General features: G+C 73.7%; 22 protein-coding genes. 12 read left to right on the top strand and 10 right to left on the bottom strand.

Annotated elements, in window-relative coordinates:
• Positions 1 to 433 precede the first annotated feature (433 nt).
• Entirely contained in the window at positions 434 to 1,021 is a 588-nt protein-coding gene (locus tag ACN6LM_RS17620; RefSeq protein ID WP_445066303.1) for a TetR/AcrR family transcriptional regulator, read from the bottom strand.
• A gap of 81 nt (positions 1,022 to 1,102) precedes the next feature.
• On the opposite strand from ACN6LM_RS17620, the gene ACN6LM_RS17615 reads away from it, so the two are divergent.
• Both ACN6LM_RS17615 and ACN6LM_RS17610 read left to right on the top strand, forming a co-directional pair.
• Positions 1,103 to 2,317, top strand: a complete 1,215-nt coding sequence (locus ACN6LM_RS17615; RefSeq protein WP_445066302.1) for an FAD-dependent monooxygenase — start codon at positions 1,103 to 1,105, stop codon at positions 2,315 to 2,317.
• A gap of 19 nt (positions 2,318 to 2,336) precedes the next feature.
• On the top strand, positions 2,337 to 3,236 hold the full coding sequence (locus ACN6LM_RS17610) for a Gfo/Idh/MocA family protein (protein WP_445066301.1): 900 nt from the start codon (positions 2,337 to 2,339) through the stop codon (positions 3,234 to 3,236).
• On the opposite strand, the gene lnt is transcribed toward ACN6LM_RS17610, so the two are convergent.
• On the bottom strand, positions 3,233 to 4,810 hold the full coding sequence (gene lnt, locus ACN6LM_RS17605; protein ID WP_445066300.1) for an apolipoprotein N-acyltransferase: 1,578 nt from the start codon (positions 4,808 to 4,810) through the stop codon (positions 3,233 to 3,235). The genes ACN6LM_RS17610 and lnt overlap by 4 nt on opposite strands.
• A gap of 92 nt (positions 4,811 to 4,902) precedes the next feature.
• A complete protein-coding gene (locus ACN6LM_RS17600) occupies positions 4,903 to 5,772 on the bottom strand; it encodes a universal stress protein (RefSeq protein WP_445066299.1) in 870 nt (289 codons plus the stop codon).
• Positions 5,773 to 5,924: 152 nt separating this feature from the next.
• Here ACN6LM_RS17600 and ACN6LM_RS17595 point away from each other — a divergent pair, with 152 nt between their 5' ends.
• Positions 5,925 to 6,302 carry a hypothetical protein gene (locus ACN6LM_RS17595; protein WP_425818566.1) on the top strand — a complete coding sequence of 126 codons (378 nt, stop codon included), beginning with the start codon at positions 5,925 to 5,927 and terminating at the stop codon, positions 6,300 to 6,302.
• 50 nt (positions 6,303 to 6,352) lie between these two features.
• Here ACN6LM_RS17595 and ACN6LM_RS17590 read toward each other — a convergent pair whose 3' ends face one another.
• Both ACN6LM_RS17590 and ACN6LM_RS17585 read right to left on the bottom strand, forming a co-directional pair.
• A complete protein-coding gene (locus ACN6LM_RS17590; protein WP_445066298.1) occupies positions 6,353 to 7,225 on the bottom strand; it encodes an undecaprenyl-diphosphate phosphatase in 873 nt (290 codons plus the stop codon).
• A gap of 184 nt (positions 7,226 to 7,409) precedes the next feature.
• Positions 7,410 to 8,120 (bottom strand): TVP38/TMEM64 family protein, encoded by a 711-nt coding sequence (locus ACN6LM_RS17585; protein WP_445066297.1) that lies wholly within the window; start codon positions 8,118 to 8,120, stop codon positions 7,410 to 7,412.
• Between the two features lie 137 nt (positions 8,121 to 8,257).
• On the opposite strand from ACN6LM_RS17585, the gene ACN6LM_RS17580 reads away from it, so the two are divergent.
• From ACN6LM_RS17580 to ACN6LM_RS17570, 3 genes are all read left to right on the top strand, one after another.
• Entirely contained in the window at positions 8,258 to 8,392 is a 135-nt protein-coding gene (locus ACN6LM_RS17580) for a hypothetical protein (protein WP_445066296.1), read from the top strand.
• A 93-nt stretch (positions 8,393 to 8,485) separates the two neighbouring features.
• Entirely contained in the window at positions 8,486 to 9,655 is a 1,170-nt protein-coding gene (gene tuf, locus ACN6LM_RS17575) for an elongation factor Tu (RefSeq protein ID WP_445066295.1), read from the top strand.
• A gap of 68 nt (positions 9,656 to 9,723) precedes the next feature.
• Complete coding sequence (locus ACN6LM_RS17570) at positions 9,724 to 10,569, top strand: spermidine synthase (protein WP_445066294.1); 846 nt, start codon at positions 9,724 to 9,726, stop codon at positions 10,567 to 10,569.
• On the opposite strand, the gene ACN6LM_RS17565 is transcribed toward ACN6LM_RS17570, so the two are convergent.
• Both ACN6LM_RS17565 and ACN6LM_RS17560 read right to left on the bottom strand, forming a co-directional pair.
• Positions 10,531 to 11,844, bottom strand: coding sequence for an MFS transporter (locus ACN6LM_RS17565; RefSeq protein ID WP_445066293.1), 1,314 nt, complete (start codon positions 11,842 to 11,844; stop codon positions 10,531 to 10,533). The genes ACN6LM_RS17570 and ACN6LM_RS17565 overlap by 39 nt on opposite strands.
• Positions 11,845 to 11,898: 54 nt before the next feature.
• The gene (locus tag ACN6LM_RS17560) at positions 11,899 to 12,984 is read right to left on the bottom strand and encodes a hypothetical protein (protein WP_445066292.1); all 1,086 of its coding nucleotides are present in this window, start codon (positions 12,982 to 12,984) and stop codon (positions 11,899 to 11,901) included.
• Between the two features lie 156 nt (positions 12,985 to 13,140).
• On the opposite strand from ACN6LM_RS17560, the gene ACN6LM_RS17555 reads away from it, so the two are divergent.
• Together ACN6LM_RS17555 and ACN6LM_RS17550 are read left to right on the top strand one after the other, a co-directional pair.
• Positions 13,141 to 13,578 carry a DUF4442 domain-containing protein gene (locus ACN6LM_RS17555; RefSeq protein WP_445066304.1) on the top strand — a complete coding sequence of 146 codons (438 nt, stop codon included), beginning with the start codon at positions 13,141 to 13,143 and terminating at the stop codon, positions 13,576 to 13,578.
• Positions 13,579 to 13,722: 144 nt separating this feature from the next.
• On the top strand, positions 13,723 to 14,385 hold the full coding sequence (locus tag ACN6LM_RS17550; RefSeq protein ID WP_445066291.1) for a DedA family protein: 663 nt from the start codon (positions 13,723 to 13,725) through the stop codon (positions 14,383 to 14,385).
• 12 nt (positions 14,386 to 14,397) lie between these two features.
• On the opposite strand, the gene ACN6LM_RS17545 is transcribed toward ACN6LM_RS17550, so the two are convergent.
• Positions 14,398 to 14,928 (bottom strand): gamma carbonic anhydrase family protein, encoded by a 531-nt coding sequence (locus ACN6LM_RS17545; RefSeq protein ID WP_445066290.1) that lies wholly within the window; start codon positions 14,926 to 14,928, stop codon positions 14,398 to 14,400.
• Between the two features lie 136 nt (positions 14,929 to 15,064).
• Here ACN6LM_RS17545 and ACN6LM_RS17540 point away from each other — a divergent pair, with 136 nt between their 5' ends.
• The gene (locus ACN6LM_RS17540) at positions 15,065 to 15,802 is read left to right on the top strand and encodes an acyltransferase (protein ID WP_445066289.1); all 738 of its coding nucleotides are present in this window, start codon (positions 15,065 to 15,067) and stop codon (positions 15,800 to 15,802) included.
• An 8-nt stretch (positions 15,803 to 15,810) separates the two neighbouring features.
• Here ACN6LM_RS17540 and ACN6LM_RS17535 read toward each other — a convergent pair whose 3' ends face one another.
• The gene (locus tag ACN6LM_RS17535) at positions 15,811 to 16,677 is read right to left on the bottom strand and encodes an EamA family transporter (protein ID WP_445066288.1); all 867 of its coding nucleotides are present in this window, start codon (positions 16,675 to 16,677) and stop codon (positions 15,811 to 15,813) included.
• Between the two features lie 92 nt (positions 16,678 to 16,769).
• On the opposite strand from ACN6LM_RS17535, the gene ACN6LM_RS17530 reads away from it, so the two are divergent.
• Positions 16,770 to 17,342, top strand: a complete 573-nt coding sequence (locus tag ACN6LM_RS17530; RefSeq protein WP_445066287.1) for a helix-turn-helix domain-containing protein — start codon at positions 16,770 to 16,772, stop codon at positions 17,340 to 17,342.
• Positions 17,343 to 17,385: 43 nt separating this feature from the next.
• On the top strand, positions 17,386 to 17,958 hold the full coding sequence (locus tag ACN6LM_RS17525; protein WP_445066286.1) for a YbaK/EbsC family protein: 573 nt from the start codon (positions 17,386 to 17,388) through the stop codon (positions 17,956 to 17,958).
• A 48-nt stretch (positions 17,959 to 18,006) separates the two neighbouring features.
• Here ACN6LM_RS17525 and ACN6LM_RS17520 read toward each other — a convergent pair whose 3' ends face one another.
• On the bottom strand, positions 18,007 to 18,417 hold the full coding sequence (locus tag ACN6LM_RS17520) for a CoA-binding protein (RefSeq protein WP_445066285.1): 411 nt from the start codon (positions 18,415 to 18,417) through the stop codon (positions 18,007 to 18,009).
• Positions 18,418 to 18,476: 59 nt separating this feature from the next.
• Here ACN6LM_RS17520 and ACN6LM_RS17515 point away from each other — a divergent pair, with 59 nt between their 5' ends.
• Complete coding sequence (locus tag ACN6LM_RS17515; protein WP_445066284.1) at positions 18,477 to 19,103, top strand: YigZ family protein; 627 nt, start codon at positions 18,477 to 18,479, stop codon at positions 19,101 to 19,103.
• Positions 19,104 to 19,118: the final 15 nt, after the last annotated feature.

Here is a 19,118-nt window from a genome sequence, read left to right as displayed (position 1 = left end):
CCCCCCCCCCCCCCCCCCCCCCCCCCCCCCCCCCCCCCCCCCCCCCCCCCCCCCCCCCCCCCCCCCCCCCCCCCCCCCCCCCCCCCCCCCCCCCCGCCGACGGCTTGTGCGCGGCGGACGGCGAGGCAGCGCGGGACGGCTTCGCCTCGGGCACGGCCTCCAGCGTGTCGTGGACCGGCGGCCCGGCGGTCTGCGGGGCCAGGTCATGGGCCGGCCGGCTGACCCCGGGGCGCGGCGGCGCGGCCGGATGCGGCTGGACGGACACGCACCCCGACAGGGCCGCGCCCGCGAGGCAGACCAGGAGTTTCACGGCGGTTCTCGTTCGTTGCACGTGATCAACTCTGCGGGGCCGACGACCGGTCCATGCCTCCCTCGCCCCCGATCCGCCCGCACGAGTGACGCCGGTCAGCACGGCGCCGCCGCCGACGGCGCCTCAGCGCCCCAGCATCCCGCGCAGCAGCTCGTCGAAGCCGGTGCGCAGCTCCGCCTCGCTCGGTACGGAGCGGTGGTAGGAGCCGGCCGCGCACGAGAACATCAGCCCCTCGCACCAGGCCACCAGGGACAGCGTGTGCCGCTCCGGTTCCGGCGACCCGGCCGCGGTCATCAGTGCCACCAGCGGGGCGCGGAACTGCATGCCCGTCGCGTCGAAGAACTCCCGCAGCTGCGGGCGGCGGGTGGCCTCCAGCGCCAGTTCGTACCGGCAGACCAGCAGCTCCGGGTGGTGCGTCAGGTAGCGGTGCAGGGCCCGGGCCAGCCCCGCCGCCGGCTCGCCGGTGTCCGTGCCCGCCCCGAGCCCGCCGGGCGCGAGGACCCGGCCCTCGCGCTCCGCCAGCCGTCGCACCGCTGCCTCCAGCAAAGCCTGTCGGGTCCGGGCGTGGTTCGACGTCGAGCCCTGGGGCAGTCCGGCCCGCTCGTCCACCGCCCGGTGCGTCAGCCCCCGCATGCCGCGCTCCGCGAGAAGGGCGAGCGCGGCATCGGCGATCAGTTCGGCCCGGTCGGAACCGGTGGGACGTGCGGTCATGAGGTCAACCTACCGTCGCAACTACAGCTGTAGTACGTTGGGCGGTGTCACTACAGATGTAGTTGCAGCGGAGGGAAAGTCATGGACATGCCCCGTGCGGTCGTCATCGGCAGCGGGATCGGCGGACTCACCTCCGCGCTCGCGCTGCACCGGTCCGGCTGGCAGGTCACCGTGCTGGAACGCGCCGACTCCCTGGAGCCCGTCGGCGCCGGAATCGGGCTCGCCCCCAACGCCCAGCGCGCGCTCGACGTGGTCGGCCTCGGCGACGAGATCAGGTCCCTGGCCGCCTGGCAGGGCGAGGGCGGGATGCGCGCGCCGTCCGGCCGATGGCTCTCCCGCACCGACGCCACCGCGGCGGCCGAACGGTTCGGCGGTCCGCTCGTCCTCCTGCACCGCTCCGTCCTCATCGACCGCATCGCCGCCCGGCTCCCCGCCTCCGCCATCCGCACCGGCTGCCCGGCCCGTCTGGCCGACCCCGGCACCGCGGGCGGCGCCCCCGCCGTGGTCGGTACGCCCACCGGGACGATCGAGGCCGAACTCGTCGTCGGAGCCGACGGAATCCACTCCGGTGTACGCGGCGCCCTCTTCCCGGACGCCCCCGGCCCCTCCTACGCGGGCTTCACCACCTGGCGAGCCGTCGTCCCGGCCCCGGGCCGCCCCTTCCCGCCGCACGAGACCTGGGGGCGCGGCGCGCTCTGGGGGAGCCAGCCGCTCAAGGACGGCAGGATCTACGCCTACGCGGCGGCGACCGCCCCCGCCGGAGCCCGGGCGGCCGACGACGAGAAGGCCGAACTCCTGCGCCGCTTCGGCGACTGGCACGACCCGGTCCCCGGAATCATCGCCGCCACCGCGCCGCAGGACATCCTCCGCCACGACGTGTACCGGATGGCCGTCCCGCTCCCCGCCTTCCACCGAGGCCGCACCGCACTGCTCGGCGACTCCGCGCACGCCATGGCCCCCACCCTCGGCCAGGGCGGCAACCAGGCCATCGAGGACGGCATCGTCCTCGCCCACCACGTGGCCCCCGGCCGGGACCTGGGCGCCGGCCTCGCCGCGTACACCGCCGAACGGCTGCCTCGCACCGCCGGTGTCGTCCGCAGGGCCGACCGTGTCTCCCGGCTCATGAGCCTGACCAGCGCGCCGGCCGTCGCCGCACGCGACTTCCTCATGTCCACCGTCTCCCGGCTCGGCCCCGGCCTCGTCCTGCGCACCTTCGACGGGATCGCCGACTGGCGGCCCCCGGGCGCCGCGTATGCTGCCGGGACGACGAAGGAGGCGCCCCGCACACGGCGCTGACCAGCGAGAGGAACACCCTGTGAAGGTCGGCTGCATCGGGCTCGGGGACATCGCGCGGAAGGCGTACCTGCCGGTGCTCGGCTCCCTGCCGGGCATCGAGCTCCACCTCCAGACCCGCACCCCGGCCACCCTGGACGCGGTCGCCGCCGCCCACCGCATCCCGGCCGACCGGTGCCACCAGGACCTGGACCCGCTGCTCGCCCAGGGGCTGGACGCCGCGTTCGTGCACGCCTCGACCGCCGCCCACCCCGAGATCGTCGGCCGGCTGCTCGACGCGGGCGTCCCCACCTACGTCGACAAGCCGCTCGCGTACACGCTGGCGGAGTCCACCCGCCTGGTCGAGCTCGCCGAGGCGCGCTCCACGGGCCTCGCCGTCGGCTTCAACCGCCGACTGGCCCCGGGATACGCCCAGTGCGCGGAACACCCGCGCGAACTGATCCTCTTGCAGAAGAACCGGGTCGGCCTCCCCGAGGAGCCCCGGACCATGGTGTTCGACGACTTCATCCACGTCGTGGACACCCTGCGCTTCCTGGCGCCCGGCCCCGTCGAGCGCACCGTGGTGAGCGGCCGGCTCGTGGACGGTCTGCTGCACCACGTCGTGCTCCAGCTCTCCGGCGACGGCTTCACCGCGATCGGCGCGATGAACCGGCTCAGCGGTTCGACCGAGGAGCGGCTCGAAGTCTCCGGCCAGGACTCCAAGCGCGAGGTCCTCAATCTCGCGGAGGTCATCGACCACAAGGGTCAGCCGAGCGTGCGCCGGCGCGGCGACTGGGTGCCGGTGGCCCGTCAGCGCGGCATCGAGCAGGCGGTGCTGGCCTTCCTGGACGCCGTACGCGAGGGCCGCCCGCTGAGCGCCCGCGACGCGCTGGAGACCCACGAACTCTGCGAGCGCGTTCTGCGGGAGCTCGACGCCGCCTAAGCAGCCGTCGCCGTCTCCACGGGACGCGTACGCCTCCGGGCCCGCCGGGCCCGTACGCCCTCCGCGGCACAGAAGACGGCCAGCACCCCCAGCGCCCCGTACACCGCCCAGTCGCCGAACCGCACGTAGAGCGTCGTGCCCCGGGCCAGCGGCACCCCGTAGACGGCGGTCCCGCTGGTCTCCGTGCCGAGGCGGGGCCCGACGGGCTCGCCCCCGGGGCCGTACACCGCGCTCACACCCGTAAGTGTGGCGTGCACCATCGGGCGGCCGCTCTCCGCCGCCCGCAGCGCGCCGAGCGAGGCGTGCTGGACCGGGGCCCAGCCGTGCTGGAAGGACGAGGTGGAGGACTGGGCGACCAGGAGCCCCGCCCCGTCCTGGACCAGACGCCGGCTCATGTCCGGGAACGCGGACTCGAAGCAGACCAGCGGGCCGATGCGCGGTCCGTCCGGGCCGGGCGCCCGCATCGTGACCGGGCCCCTGCCGCGCAGCCGGTCCTCGCCCGCCGCCCGGCCCATCGAGGTCGCCCAGCCGAGCGCCGACCGGGCCGGGATGTACTCGCCGAACGGCACGAGCCGCATCTTGTCGTACCGGTCCCCGGTGAGCCCCCGGGGACCGACCAGCACGGCGCTCTTGAAGATCCCCGTGCGCCCCGCCGCATCGGTCTGCCGGGCGTCCACGTTCACCAGGAGGCCGGCGCCCACCGACCGCGACAGCGCCGCGAGCCGGGCCGCGATGTCCGGCCGCCGGACCGGGTCCACGCCGACGCTGCTCTCACCCCACACCACCAGGTCGACGCCGCGCCCCGCGAGCGACCGGGTCAGGGCCTCGCTGCGGGCGAACCTGCGCTGGATGCTGCCCGGCCCCTCCACGATCCCCGGCTGCACGACGGCCACCCTGGCCGTGCCCGTCCGTTCCGGCTGCGGCGCCCACACCCAGGCCGCCCCGACCACCAGCGCGCCCACCAGGAGCGACACGGCGGCCACGACGCGGGCGGCGGAGTGCACCAGCAGCACGGTGACCGCCGTGTTCACCGCCACCACCAGGAGACTCACCAGCCACACCCCACCCACCGAGGCCAGCCGCAGCGCCGGTTCCACCTGCCACTGGCTCGCCCCCACCAGCCCCCAGGGGCCGCCGAGCGCCTCCCAGGACCGCACCAGCTCGATCATCAGCCAGCCGCACGGCACCACGACCACCGCCGCGACCGCCGCCCGCCCGCTCACCGGACCCCGCAGCAGCCGGTGCGCCAGCAGCCCCCACGGCGCCCACAGCAGACCGAGCAGCGCCGCGAGGATCACGATGAACACGTGCAGGCTGGGCATCAGCCAGTGGTGCACGGCGACCATGTACCCCGTGCCGCCCAGCCACGCGTCGCGCGCCGCCCCGCGCCCCGTCCCGGCGGAGCGGACCAGCAACAGCAACGGGACCAGGCAGACATAGGCGAACCACCACAGCGAGGGTGCGGGGAAGGCGAGCGCCGGCAGCGCACCGGCCACCAGCGCGGCGGCCGCGCGCCCCGGGGTCCGGTCGAGCACGCGCGCACCCCGTTCGCGCCACCCGGTCCGCGCACCCATGCCGCACCTCCTCGCCCCGCCCGCCGGCAGGTCCGTCCGCCATCCGGTCCCGGTCTTCTGCCCAGTGTGCGGCAGCGGACGCGGCCCGGCCGTCAGCAGGGGACGACGGCCACCGGGCCCATCGCGTGCGTGAGGGTCGTGTGCGCCACCGGCGACAGCCCGAGGCCCAGCGACTCACCGCCGCGCCGCCGTCCGACGACGGTCAGCGACGCCGTCGCGGACGCGGTGACCAGCGTGCGTGTCGCGGAGCCGTTGACCGGCTCCTTCATGACCTCGACCTGCGGGTACGCTGCCCGCCGGCCGGCCGTCAGTTCCGCCAGTGACCGCTCGGCCGCGTCCGCCGCCGCGTCCCGGTCGAAGACCGGCCCGCCGGACAGCATGGACGAGAACATCGTCCAGCCGTGCACGATCCGCAGCCGCGCGCCCGGGTGCGCCGCCGCCGTCCCGAAGGCGAAGTCCAGCACTCCCTCGCTGCTCTCGTCGGCTGCCACCCCGGCGACGATGTCCGGGAAGACCTCGCCCCCGCCCTCGCCGGCCGGCTCCTCGTCGTCCCGGCCGCCGTGCACGATCACCACGGGGCACTTGGCCATGGACGCCGTCGCCAGGCTGTTGGACCCGAGCATCAGGGACCGGAACCCGCCGAGACCCCGCGAACCGAGCACCAGCAGCGAGGCGTCCCGGCTCAGCGAGACCAGCGCCGCCGACGGGAAGTCGAGCGGTGCGAGTGTCGTGGGCCGCAGCCCCGGAGCGACCTGGGCCACCCGGTGCACGGCCGAGGCCAGCAGCTCGCCCGCCTCCCGCTCCTGCGCCTCCTGGCCGGTGCGCCGGGCCAGCTGCCTGACGTGCACGATGAGCAGCGGCAGCCCGCGTACCACCGCCTCACGGGCCGCCCAGTCCAGCGCGTCCAAGCTGTGCGAGGAGCCGTCGACCGCCGCGATCACGGGAAGCTCGGTGCCGCTCATGGGTTCCTCTCCGCCGTCCGGACCTGTCTCGTACGCTACGGCGGCGCGGGCGCCCGTGCCGAGGCGGAGGCGGCCGTCCGGGCCCCGGCACGGCATGACCCCGCACGTTGTTTGTCCCTATCGGCCGGTCCGGCTGCGCCTATGCTCGCGGTATGGAGCAGAGCGAAGTGGTGAAGCGCGTGGTCGGCATCCTCACCGAGGCGGGGGAGATGCGCCGGCTGCTGGAGGAGAACCCGGACCGCGACGACGCCGAGACCGACTCGACCGTGGTGACCGCCCTACTCAACGAGACCATGCCCCGGATCGCCATCCCCGAGGACGCCACCGTCGAGGACGTCGTGGTGGTCGTCGGACGCGAGGTCGGCGGTGCGGTGGAACAGCTCGTCGGGGCCTTCACCCTGGCGTTCGCCATGCTGGCCCAGGTCCACGACTCCGGGCAGACGGACGTCACCTCGGCGGACGTGCTCCAGGACCTCGCCCTGCGCGCCGAGCAGTTCGGCGCCGAGGGCCCCGGCGACACGGAGATCTGAACACGGCGCCGCCCCCGGCGCGGCCGGGGGCGGCGGACGTACGGCGGACGTCAGCCCGCGGACTCACCCGCGTGCGGGCTCAGCGCGTCGGTACCGACGAGGAAGAAGATCACCACGCCCAGGACGATCCGGTAGATCACGAACGGCATGAAGCTCTTCGTCGTGATGAACTTCATGAACCAGGCGATGACCGCGTACCCCACTCCGAACGCGATGACCGTCGCGAAGATCGTCGGGCCCCAGGAGACGTGTCCCTCGCCCGCGTCCTTCAGCTCGAAGACGCCCGAGGCGAGGACCGCCGGGACCGCCAGCAGGAACGAGTAGCGCGCCGCAGCCTCCCGGGTGTAGCCCATCAGGAGACCGCCGCTGATCGTGGCGCCGGACCGCGAGACGCCGGGGACGAGGGCCAGCGCCTGGCAGCAGCCGTAGATGAGCCCGTCCTTGACGCCCAGTTCGCGCAGGGTCTTGCGCTGCTTGCCGGCCCGGTGCCTGCCGCCCTTCTCGTCGCGGGCGGCCATCCGGTCCGCGACGCCGAGGACGACGCCCATCACGATCAGGGTGGTCGCGATCAGCCGCAGATCGCGGAAGGGGCCCTCGATCTGGTCCTGGAACGCCAGGCCCAGCACGCCGATCGGGATGGAGCCGACGATGACCAGCCAGCCCATCTTGGCGTCGTGGTCGCCGCGCATCGAACGGTCCGTCAGCGACCGGAACCACGCCGAGACGATCCGGGCGATGTCCTTGCGGAAGTAGATGAGGACCGCGGCCTCCGTGCCGATCTGGGTGATCGCGGTGAAGGCCGCGCCCGGGTCCTGCCAGTCGGCGAACGCCGCGGTGAGCCGCAGGTGCGCGCTGGAGGAGATCGGCAGGAACTCGGTCAGTCCCTGGACGAGGCCGAGGACGAACGATTCGAACCAGCTCATGGGGCTTGGGCCATCCCGGGATACTCGTGCACCGGCCGCCGGCGTCGGGCGCCCGGCGGGTGCGGTTTGCGGTCATGCGAGGACAGGGCCCGGCCGGGCCCTGTCTCGTCTGTCGGTCGCGGGCAGCGTATCGCCCCCGGGTGAACACCCGGCGACAACCCCCGCGCGCCCCGCCCCGTCGCCCTCAGCCGCCCAGGCGGTGGCGGCGGCGCCAGGCGACCACGGCCGCTCCGGCCCCCGTCAGCACGATGAAGCCCATCGCCGCCAGGAACGCGGGCGAGGTGGGCGACGACGCCTCGCTCCCCGCCACCACGTACGCGGCGGTGTTCGGGATCGAGCCCAGGCCCGTCGCCACCAGGAACGGCGGGTAGCCCATGCGCGAGACGGCGGCGCAGTAGTTGGCCGCGGCGAACGGCACCCCGGGGAAGAGCCGCAGCGCCAGCATCGAGCGGAAGCCGTGCCGGCTCAGCTGTCCGTCCGCCGCCCGCAGCCAGCGCCCCCGCACCAGGGTGCGCAGCGCGTCCTGCCCCAGGACCCGGCCGAGCATGAAGGAGACCCCCGCGCCCAGGACCGTGCCGCCGATCGCCGCCCCGAGGCCCGCCTGGACCCCGAACAGGGCACCCGCCGCGAGGTTCAGCAGCGGACGCGGCACGAACGCCACCGTGCAGACGCCGTACGCGAGTCCGAAGAGCACCGCCGCCGTGGAACCGCCGCTCAGCTCCCCGAGTCTCCCGGAGGTCAGCAGCTGCTGCGGTTCGAGCAGCAGCATGGCCGTCGCGGCGGCCGCCAGGACGGCGACGAGCAGCGAGAGCCGGGACCACGGCGACAGCAGCACCCGCGTGCAGCGCACGGCGAGGCCAGGGGCGGGGCGGGTGTCGGGGACGACGTCGAGCATTCGGGGAGAGTAACCGACAAAGGTGTGTGATCGCCGTAATGCACCCTCGCCGGCCGCCCGGCGACCCGCGCCCAATCCCCGTACGGCCCGCCGTAATTCGCTCGACGGGCGGGCGGCCCGTCGGAGATGATCGGCGCATGTCCCGGTACGCCTTCCCCGCAGCGCCGTCCGCAGTCGCGGACGCGCCGAAGGCTGCCGTGCGCACCCTCGCAGCAGTTGTCGCCGCAGCGGTCACCGCTGCCGCAGCGCCCCTCGGCGGCGCCCGAAGCTGACCCTCCCCCGACCGTCCGGCGGACCCCGAGAGGGGAGGGTCGGCCGGGCCCCGGGGTCCTCACGTCACGCTTCGCATCCCAAGGAATGAACCCATGTCCAAGACGGCATACGTGCGCACCAAGCCGCACCTCAACATCGGCACCATGGGCCACGTCGACCACGGCAAGACGACCCTGACCGCCGCCATCACCAAGGTCCTCAGCGACCGCGGCACCGGCACCTTCGTCCCCTTCGACCGCATCGACCGCGCGCCCGAGGAGGCGCAGCGCGGCATCACCATCAACATCGCGCACGTCGAGTACGAGACCGGCACCCGGCACTACGCGCACGTCGACATGCCCGGCCACGCCGACTACATCAAGAACATGGTCACCGGGGCCGCCCAGCTCGACGGGGCGATCCTCGTCGTCTCCGCGGTCGACGGGATCATGCCGCAGACCGCCGAGCACGTCCTGCTCGCCCGCCAGGTGGGCGTCGACCACATCGTGGTGGCGCTCAACAAGGCGGACGCCGGTGACCCCGAGCTCACCGACCTGGTCGAGCTGGAGGTCCGCGAGCTGCTGTCCGCGCACGGCTACGGCGGCGACACGGTGCCCGTCGTGCGGGTGTCGGGGTTGCGGGCGCTGGAGGGCGACCCGCGCTGGACGGGGGCCGTGGAGGCGCTGCTCGACGCCGTCGACACCTACGTACCGATGCCGGTGCGCTACACCGACGCGCCGTTCCTGCTGCCGGTGGAGAACGTCCTGACCATCACCGGCCGGGGCACGGTCGTCACCGGTGCCGTGGAGCGCGGTACGGTCCGCGTCGGCGACCGGGTGTCGGTGCTCGGCCCGGACATCGAGACGGTCGTCACCGGTCTGGAGACCTTCGGGAAGCCGATGGAGTCCGCCGAGGCCGGCGACAACGTCGCGCTGCTGCTGCGCGGCGTCGAGCGCGACCGGGTGCGCCGCGGCCACGTCGTCGCGGCGCCGGGCAGCGTCACCCCGAGCCGGCGCTTCACCGCGCGGGTGTACGTCCTGTCGGGGCGCGAGGGCGGCCGCACCACCCCGGTCACCACCGGGTACCGGCCGCAGTTCTACATCCGCACGGCCGACGTGGTCGGCGACGTGGACCTCGGCGAGGCGGCGGTCGCGCGGCCCGGGGACACGGTCACCATGACCGTCGAGCTGGGCCGGGACGTCCCGTTGGAGGCGGGCCTCGGCTTCGCCGTCCGCGAGGGCGGCCGCACGGTCGGCGCGGGCACCGTCACGGAGCTGCTCTGAGCGGCACGAGGAGCGTGGGGCCGCCGCCCCGGACACCGGGGGCGGCGGCCCCACCGCACAATGGGGGAGTGAACGAGTCGATACCCGTCGTCCGGGACGTGGACCACGGCACCGCGCGCCTTCTCCCCGACGTGGACCGGGAGCGGGCCTGGCTGCTCACGGTCGACGGCGCCCCGCAGTCCTACGTCGACCTCGACGCACCCGAGCACCTGGAGTTCGAGTACGCCCGCCGGCTCGGCCACGTCGTGGACTGCGCGGCGGACCCGGGCGAGCCGCTGGACGTCCTGCACCTGGGCGGCGGCGGCCTCACCCTGCCCCGGTACGTCGCGGCGACCCGCCCCGGTTCCCGGCAGGACGTGGTGGACGCGGACCGAGGGCTGCTCGGTCTCGTCGCCGAGCACCTGCCGCTGCCACCGGGCTGCGGCATCACCGTGCACGCGGCGGACGCCCGCTCCCGCCTGGAGGGGACCGCCCCCGGCTCGGTGGACCTGCTGATCGCGGACGTCTTCGGCGGCTCCCGGGTCCCCGCCCACCTCACCTCGGTCCCGTACGCCGAAGCGGCGGCGCGGGTGCTGCGGCCGGACGGGATCTACGCCGCGAACCTGGCCGACGGGCCGCCGTTCGGCTTCCTGCGGTCGCAGCTGGCCACCTTCGGGGCGGTCTTCGGCGAGCTGGCGCTGATCGCGGAGCCGGGCGTGCTGCGCGGCCGCCGCTTCGGCAACGCGGTCCTCGTCGCCTCCCGCTTCCCGTTCGACACGGCGGCCCTGGCCCGCCGGTGCGCGGCGGACGCGTTCGCGGCGCGGGTGGAGCACGGGGAGTCGCTGGCCGCGTTCGTCAACGGGGCCCGGCCGGTCGGGGACGAGGACGCGGTGGCGTCACCCGAGCCGCCCGACGGCGCCTTCAGCGTCGGCTGAGGTGGGCGGCACGAGCGGGGCGGCGGCCACCTCGACCGACTCGGTCCGGCGGGTCAGGTTGCGTACGTCCGGAACGAACAGCACCAGCCCCGTGACGAGCACGACCAGGCCCGCGCACCCCCACAGCGCCTGACTGCGTCCGACCAGGGACTCGACCGGTCCGGCGAGGGCGGTGGCGACCGGCACCATGGCCACCGAGCCGAACCAGTCGTACGCCGAGACGCGCGACAGCTTCTCCTCCGGGATCTCCTGGTGCATGGCCGTCATCCAGGAGACGCCGAACACCTCGATCGCCGTACCGCTGACGAACATCACCAGGCAGAGCCAGGTGGCCGACAGCGGCACCGCGAGCCCGGCCGACGGGAGGGCCAGCGGGAAGACGCAGAGGGTTCCGGCCAGCAGCAGCCGGCGGGGTTTCCACCGCATCATCAGCAGCGCCCCGGCCAGGTTGCCGACGCCGAACGCGGCGAGCGCGAACCCCCAGGGCCGGGCGCCGCCCAGCTCGTCGCGGGCGACCAGCGGCCCGTAGACCGCCTCGGCGGCTCCGACGGCGGCGACCACCACGGAGAACTGGGCGACGATGGACCAGAGCCACGGGCGGCCCGTGAACTCCTTCCAGCCGTCCCGCAGGTCCGCGAGCAGCCCGCCCCCGGGCTCGCGTGCCGGGATGTGGCTGACGTCGAGGAAGGCGCGCAGGCCTCCCGCGACCGCGAAGGCGGCGGCGTCCACGGCGAGCACCCAGCCGGGGTCCATCGCCGCGATCATGGCGCCGCCGAGTGCCGCGCCGCCGATCGCGGCGCCCTGGGTGGACATTCGGAAGAGCGCGAAGGCGCGGCTCGCCTGCTCGCCGCTGACGCTCGACATCAGCATGCCCTCGGCGGCCGGGCTGAAGAACGCCTGCCCGGTGCCGCAGAGCGCGGTGAGCAGCATCATCTGCCACAGCTTCGGGTCGCCGGACAGGACGAGCAGGGCGAAGAGGCCCTGTGAGACGCAGTTGAGGGTGTTGGCCGCGACCATCACCCGGTGGCGCGGCATCCGGTCGGCCATCGCCCCGCCGATGAGCAGGAACAGCACCAGCGGCACGGTCCTGGCGGCGGCGACGAGACCGACGTCACCCCCGTCGCCGCCCGTCTGGAGAACCGCGAACGCCGCCGCGATCAGCGCGCCGTGGGTACCCAGGGCGGTGATGATCGAGGCGGCGGTCAGCAGCCGGTAGTTGCGGCCCGCCGGGACGGGTCGGGCGGAGCGGGGGGCGGGGGCGGCTGCGTCGGTCACCCAGGGACTATCGCGGCCGCCGCCCCGTTGCGCAAATGAGTTCCCGGACCGGGGTCAGGAAGCGTCCTCGGAGTCGACCACCGGCACGAGGCGCACGGTGCTGAGGATCTTCTCGATCGTCGCGTTCGGCAGTTCGTCGTCCACGTCCGCGGCGGCGTACAGCACCCACGAGGAGAACGCGCCCTTGCTGTTCTTGAAGGTGAAGGCGTACGTCTTGCCGTCGCTGCTGCACTTCGAGCGCTTGGTGACGTTGGGCGCGGTCGCGGTGACCAGGCTCCCGGTCAGCCCCGACTTGGTGGTGTACTGCTTGGCCTTGCTGATCTTGATGCTCTTCTTCGGCATGTGCTGCGCGAACGCGGCCCAGGCCCAGGTGCCCGCCTCGTTACGGGCGTTCACGTCGGCGTCCGTGGCGCCCTCCGCACCCCGGGTGCCGGCGCCGGCCAGGCTGTACTTGTCCTCCGTGCCGTCCTTGTCGGCGTCGTCCGTGCACCACTTCTCCTTGAGGTCCGCCGGCCCGGTGAAGCCGATGAGCGGCAGGCCGTCGTTCTTCTTCTCGTCCTCGAAGAAGGACAGCACGCCGGGCGGGGACACCTCCCAGTCGCCCGGAACGTCGAACTGGGTGCCCCACTTGGGGTTCGTCACGACCTTCCAGCCCGCGATCTGCGGCTTGGCGTCCTCGCCGCCGCGCGGGTTGGCCTCGGGCGAGGACGCGGACCCGGACGGCTTGGCGGGCGCGGACGACTTCTTGCCGTCGGCGACGTTCTTGCCGTCCTTGTCGTCGTCCTTGTTCAGCACGATGACGCCGGTGACCGCGGCGGCCACCACGACCGCGGTCGCCGCGACGATGGCGATGACCGTGGTCTTCTTCTTGTCGTTGCCCGGCTGCGGGTCACCGGGAGGACCGGGCACCGCGTACTGCGGAACCGTCGGCTGCTGGTACGGGTTGGGCTGGCCGTACCCCCCCTGCCCGCCCTGCTGCGGGTAGCCGTAACCGGGCTGCTGGCCCGACGGCTGGCCCTGCTGCTGATATCCCGGTTGCTGATAGGGATTCGGCTGCTGGTACCCCGGCTGCTGGTACGGGTTCTGGTTCTGGTCCTGCGGGTTCTGCTCGCCCCCGGGCGGCTGCTGTCCTGGCCACATGGCGAGTAACGATAGAGGGGCCCCGCCCGGCGTGCCACGTCCGCCCCCGTGTGCGAACGGTGAAGGAGCGGCGGCGGCCCGGCAGGCGAGTGTCCGCAGAGGCATGGCCAAAGATGTCTACCCATGAGTAACATCCCGTCCATGAGCGCTGAACAGATGACCGCGGGCGAGATGCTCGCCGCGACGGTTCCGATGGTCCGGACCCTCGACCTCGAATTCCTGGAGACCACCGCCGAACGCGCGGTGGTCCGCATGCCGGACCGGGCCGACTACCACAACCACGTCGGCGGACCGCATGCCGGAGCGATGTTCACGCTGGCCGAGTCGGCGAGCGGCGCCATCGTCATCGCCGCCTTCGGCGACCAGCTCTCCCGGGCCGTGCCGCTCGCGGTCAGCGCCGAGATCGCCTACAAGAAGCTGGCCATGGGCGAGGTCACCGCGACCGCCGTCCTCGGTCGCCCCGCCGCCGAGGTCGTCGCCGAACTCGACGCGGGCGAGCGTCCCGAATTCCCGGTGACCGTGGAGATCCGGCGCGGGGACGGCGCCGTGACCGGTGAGATGACCGTCGTCTGGACGCTGCGCCCGAACGCCTGACCCCGGCACGCGCGCGTACGGAAGGGCCGCCCGGCACCGGCGGCCCTTCTCGCTGTCCGCCTCCGTGAAGCTGAGGGTAGGCTTCCCGCGGTGCGCCGATGAGTGTCCGGCGGGCGACAGGACATCACACGTAAGGAAACGGCGTTGCACATCCAGGAGTGGCTGGAGACCGTCCCCGCGATCAGCGTCTACATCCTGGTGGGCGCCGTCATCGGGCTGGAGAGCCTGGGCATTCCGCTGCCCGGCGAGATCGTTCTGATCAGCGCCGCTCTGCTGGCCGCGAGCCACGACGGCATCAACCCCTGGATCCTGGGCGCCTGCGCCACGGCCGGCGCCGTGATCGGGGACTCGATCGGCTACGCCATCGGCCGCAAGGGCGGACGGCCGCTGCTGGCCTGGCTCGGCGGGAAGTTCCCCAAGCACTTCGGTGAGAGTCAGATCGGCCTGGCCGAGCGCTCCTTCCAGAAGTGGGGCATGTGGGCCGTGTTCTTCGGCCGCTTCGTCGCCCTGCTGCGCATCTTCGCCGGTCCGCTGGCCGGTGTGCTGCACATGCCGTACTGGAAGTTCCTCATCGCCAACGTGCTCGGCGGGATCGCCTGGGCCGGCGGCACCACGGCCGTCATCTACTCGGTGGGCGTGGTCGCCGAGGCATGGCTCAAGCGGTTCTCCTACCTGGGCCTGGCCATCGCGGTCCTGATCGGCCTCGCCTCCATGCTGGTCCTCAAGAACCGCGCCAAGAAGGCCGCCGCCGCGCACTCCGCCGCGGCCGCGGAGCCGGAACCGGGGACCGTGCCGGTCGCGGACTGAGCCGGCGGCCCCTCAGTCCTCGCAGGCTTCGCGGTGGGCCTTGGCCAGCTCCACGTAACCCACCGCGTTGAAGCGGACGCCTTCCAGCTCCTCCTCGGTCAGCGGTCGCTTCACCTTCGCCGGGACGCCCGCGACCAGCGAACCCGGCGGTACGCGCATGCCCTGCGGTACGAGGGCCTGCGCCGCGACCAGTGAACCCGCGCCGATGTGCGCGCCGTTGAGGACGGTGGCCCCCATGCCGATGAGGACGTCGTCCTCGACGGTGCAGCCGTGCAGGACGGCGTTGTGCCCGACCGAGACCCGCTCGCCGACCGTCACCGCGAAGCCGGGGTCGACGTGGACGCTGCAGTTGTCCTGGATGTTGGAGTCCGCGCCGATCACGATGGGCCCGCAGTCCGCGCGCAGCACCGCCTGGTACCAGAGGCTGGAGCCCGCCGCCATGGTGATGTCGCCGATCGCCACCGACGTCGGCGCGGTGAACGCCTCCGCGTCGATGACCGGCTCCTTGCCGCCGATGCCCATGATCATCGCCTGCTCCGCCATCGCCCGTTCCTCCGTGTTCCGGCGCCGTCGGCCGCCGGGGAAACCGTATGCGACGCGTGGCCGCGCGCCCCTGTTGGGGTGAAGATCACAGGCCGGTCCCGCCGCCCCTCCGGTGGGCTCGGCTTACGGTGAGCGCGTGCCGAAGAACCGGAATCCGCTCGCTCCCCTGACCGCCTGGCGGCGGCGCGCCCTGTCGGGGGCCGTCCACCGCTGCTGGCGCTGGGCGCGCGAGGCGGGGGCGGTGACCGCCGAACACCCCGGCGGGCTGCGGTTCGCCCGCATCGGCGAGGGCACGCGGCTGGCGTTCCCGCAGGGCACGGTCTTCGGGGAGCCGTGGATCCGGCTCGGCGACCACTGCATCATCGGCGAACAGGTCACGCTGACCGCGGGCCTGATGCCCGACCTGGACCTCGGGCCCGACCCGATCCTCACCCTGGGCGACGGTGTCGTGCTGGGGCGGGGCAGCCATGTCGTCGCCGACACGACGGTGACCATAGGCGCGGACACGTACTGCGGTCCGTACGTCTACATCACCTCGACCAACCACAGCTACGACGACCCGCACCAGCCGGTCGGCAAGCAGTGGCCCCGGATGGAGCCCGTCTCCATCGGCCCGGGCTGCTGGATCGGCACCGGCGCGGTGATCCTGCCCGGCGCCCGCCTCGGCCGCAACGTCGTCGTGGCCGCCGGGGCGGTGGTCCGCGGCGAGGTGCCCGACCGGGCGGTGGTGGCCGGAGCGCCCGCCCGTGTCGTCCGCAGCTGGGACCAGAAGAAGGGCTGGCAGCCGCCCCTGCGGACACCGGCCCCGGTTCCGATCCCCGAGGGCGTCACCCCGGAACAACTGCTGGCCGTGGCCCAGCTCGACGAGGGCTGACCGCCCGGCTACCCCGTCGCGAGCAGCACCGTGCCCACCAGGGCGAGCCCCGCGCCCGCCGCCTGCACACCCCGCAGCCGCTCCTTCAGGAATCCGCGCGCGGCCAGGGCCGTCACCACCGGGTAGAGCGAGGCCAGCACGGCGGCGACGGTGACCGGTCCGTGCTGGGCGGCCATCGAGTACGTGCCGTTGGCCGCGACGTCCGCGAGGCCGACGAAGGCAAGCGCCGGCAGTGCGGCCCGGACCGCCGACGCGCCGCCGTCCTCGGGCAGCGCCCGGCCGCCCCGCCGCACCGAGACGTACAGCGCCCCGCCGCCCACCACCACGTTGGTGACACGCTGGACGAGCAGGGCGAGGAACAGCCCGGTCACCGTGGTCGACGCCTCGGCGATCAGTGACATCACGGCCCCGAAGCCGAAGGCCGCCACCAGCGTCAGCAGGATCGCCCGCCGTTGCACCGGAGCGCCGCGCAACTGCGGGCCGCCCGCCATCACGATGCCCGCGACGGCGACCGCGACGCCGGCGCCCTGGAGGAGATCCGGACGCTCCCCGGCGATCAGCCCGATGCCCACCGGTACGGCGACTCCGAGCGAGCCGAGTGGGGAGACCACGCCCATCGGGCCGAGCGCGAGCGCCTGGTAGAAGCAGAGCATCGCCACCGGCCCGACGACCCCCGCCGCGACCGCGTACCAGAGCCGGGGCCCGGCCTCGCCCCAGCCGCTCGTGGCGGTCACGATCAGGCCCAGGACGGCCGCCGCCATGACCTGTGAGACCACGATCACGGTCAGCGCGGGCGTACGCCGGCTGAGCAGGCCGCCCCCGAAGTCGGCCAGCCCCCACAGGAGGCTGGTGGCCAGGGCGAACATCGCGGTCATGAGGGCCTCGCAGTACAGTGCGGCGGACGGTCGGGTGCACCGCACCGTAGTACAGGACACTGGACCATGTCATACAGGATATTGGACGGAATGTGACTGACCTCGATCAGCTGACCCAGTCCCTCGCCCGTAATCTCAAGCGCTGGCGCGGTGAACGCGGCTTCACGCTGGACCAGTTGGCGGCCCGCGCCGGAGTCAGCCGCGGCATGATCATCCAGATCGAGCAGGCCCGCACCAACCCGAGCGTCGGCACCACGGTCAAGCTGGCCGACGCGCTCGGCGTGAGCATCACCACGCTGCTCGACTACGAACAGGGCTCCCCGGTCCGCCTGGTCCCCGCCGACCAGGCCGTGCGCCTCTGGTCCACCGAGGCGGGCAGCGCCACCACGCTCCTGGTGGGAACGGAGGCCCGGGGCCCCCTCGAACTCTGGTCCTGGCGGCTGATGCCCGGCGACGGCAGCCGTTCCGACCCGCACCCCGAGGGCACGGTCGAACTGCTCCACGTCACCGCCGGCACCCTCACGCTCATCGTCGCCGACACCGCGTACGCGGTGGACGCCGGCACCTCCGCCACCTTCGAGGCGCACCACCCGCACGCCTACCGCAACGAAGGCACCGAACCGGTCGAACTCACCATGGCCGTCAGCATCCCGCCCGCCAGATGAGACACCCCGCACCGCCGCGAGCGGCGCTGTTAGCGTGACGCGCATGCGCGCACCCATCGGCTCCTTCGAGAACGCAGGCCCCGCCGTCGACCGTCAGGGCCTCCTCACCGCCCCGGTGGCCGAGGCGGTGCGCACGGGCTGGGGCGGCATCACCCCCGACCAGGTCCTGCACGTGGACACCGACCCGGAGATCGCCGACACCGTGGCCTTCGTCGCCCACCACGGGGCGGACCTGCTCGACCACTCGGCGAACTGCGTCGTCCTCTCCGGCAAACGCGGCGCCGACGTGACCCTCGCCGCCTGCCTCGTGCTGTCGCACTCCCGCGTCGATGTCAACGGCGTCGCCCGCAAGCACCTCGGCCTGCGCAAGGCGCGCTTCGCCTCGATGGACACGGCCGTCGGTGAGACCGGCATGGAGTACGGCGGCATCACGCCCATCGGACTCCCCGCCGCCTGGCCGCTGCTGATCGACCCCGCCGTCGTGGACGAGGAGTGGGTCCTGATCGGCAGCGGCTCGCGCCGGGGCAAGCTGATCGTGACCGGCAAGGCGCTGGGCGCCCTGCCGGGCGCGGTGGTCCTCGAAGGACTGGGCGTCCGCGTCCCGGACGCTTCCTGACGGCTGCCCCGCAATTCCCGGCGGGCGCCAGGAATTGCGGGGCAGCCCTTATGCTCCGAGCCTCGGGATCTCGATGGCGGGGCAGCGGTCCATCACCATGTCCAGGCCGGCCGCCCGGGTGCGCTCGTACGCGTCCTCGTCCACCACGCCGAGCTGGAACCAGACGGCCCGGGCGCCCTTGGCGACCGCCTCGTCGGCCACCGCGCCCGCCAGGTCGCTGTTGACGAAGACGTCGACCACGTCCACCGGGAACGGGATGTCCGCCAGTGAGGCGTACCCCTGCTCGCCGTGCACCCGTTCGGCCTTCGGGTGCACCGGGACCACGCGCTTGCCGAAGCGCTGCAGCACCTCGGCGACCCCGTAGGCCGCGCGCGAGCGGTTGTCGGACAGCCCCACCACGGCCCAGGTGTCGCCGGTGTCTTCCAGGATCCTGCGGATCGTCTCCGTGTCTGCGTACATGCACCCGACAACCGGTGGCCCGCCCCGGCCATTCCCGCAGGTGCGCATAGGGTGGCGGGATGCAGGAGGAGTACCGGACCGTCGCCCGCGCGGGCGTGCACGAGAGCGAGATCAACCGGTCCCGCTTCATCTGCGCGCTCGCCCCCGCGGCCACCGAGGAGGAGGCGCAGGAGTTCATCGCCCGCGTCCGCAGGGAGCACCCGACCGCCACCCACAACTGCTACGCGTACGTGATCGGCGCCGACGCCTCCGTACAGAAGGCGAGCGACGACGGCGAGCCCGGGGGCACCGCGGGCGTCCCGATGCTCCAGATGCTCACGCGCCGCGAGGTGTGTTACGCCGTCGCCGTCGTCACCCGCTACTACGGCGGGGTGAAGCTGGGTGCCGGCGGGCTGATCAGGGCGTACGGGGGAGTGGTCGGCGAAGCCCTCGACGCACTCGGTACCCGCACCCGGCGCCGCTTCCGGCTCGCCACGGTCGCCGTCGGCCACCAGCGGGCGGGCCGGCTGGAGAACGAACTGCGGGCCACCGGAAGGACGGTGCGCGAAGTCCGGTACGCGGCCGACGTGACCATCGAGATCGCGCTGCCGGACGCCGACGTCGAGGCGTTCCGCCGCTGGCTCGCCGACGCGACGGCGGGCGAGGCGCGGATGGAGCTGGGCGGCGAGGCGTACGACGACGCGTGACGGGAGGGTCCTGCC

This window comes from Streptomyces sp. SAS_281 (assembly GCF_052542855.1).
Note: the sequence above shows the minus strand (reverse complement) of the source record. Positions and strands in the feature narration are given on the sequence as shown.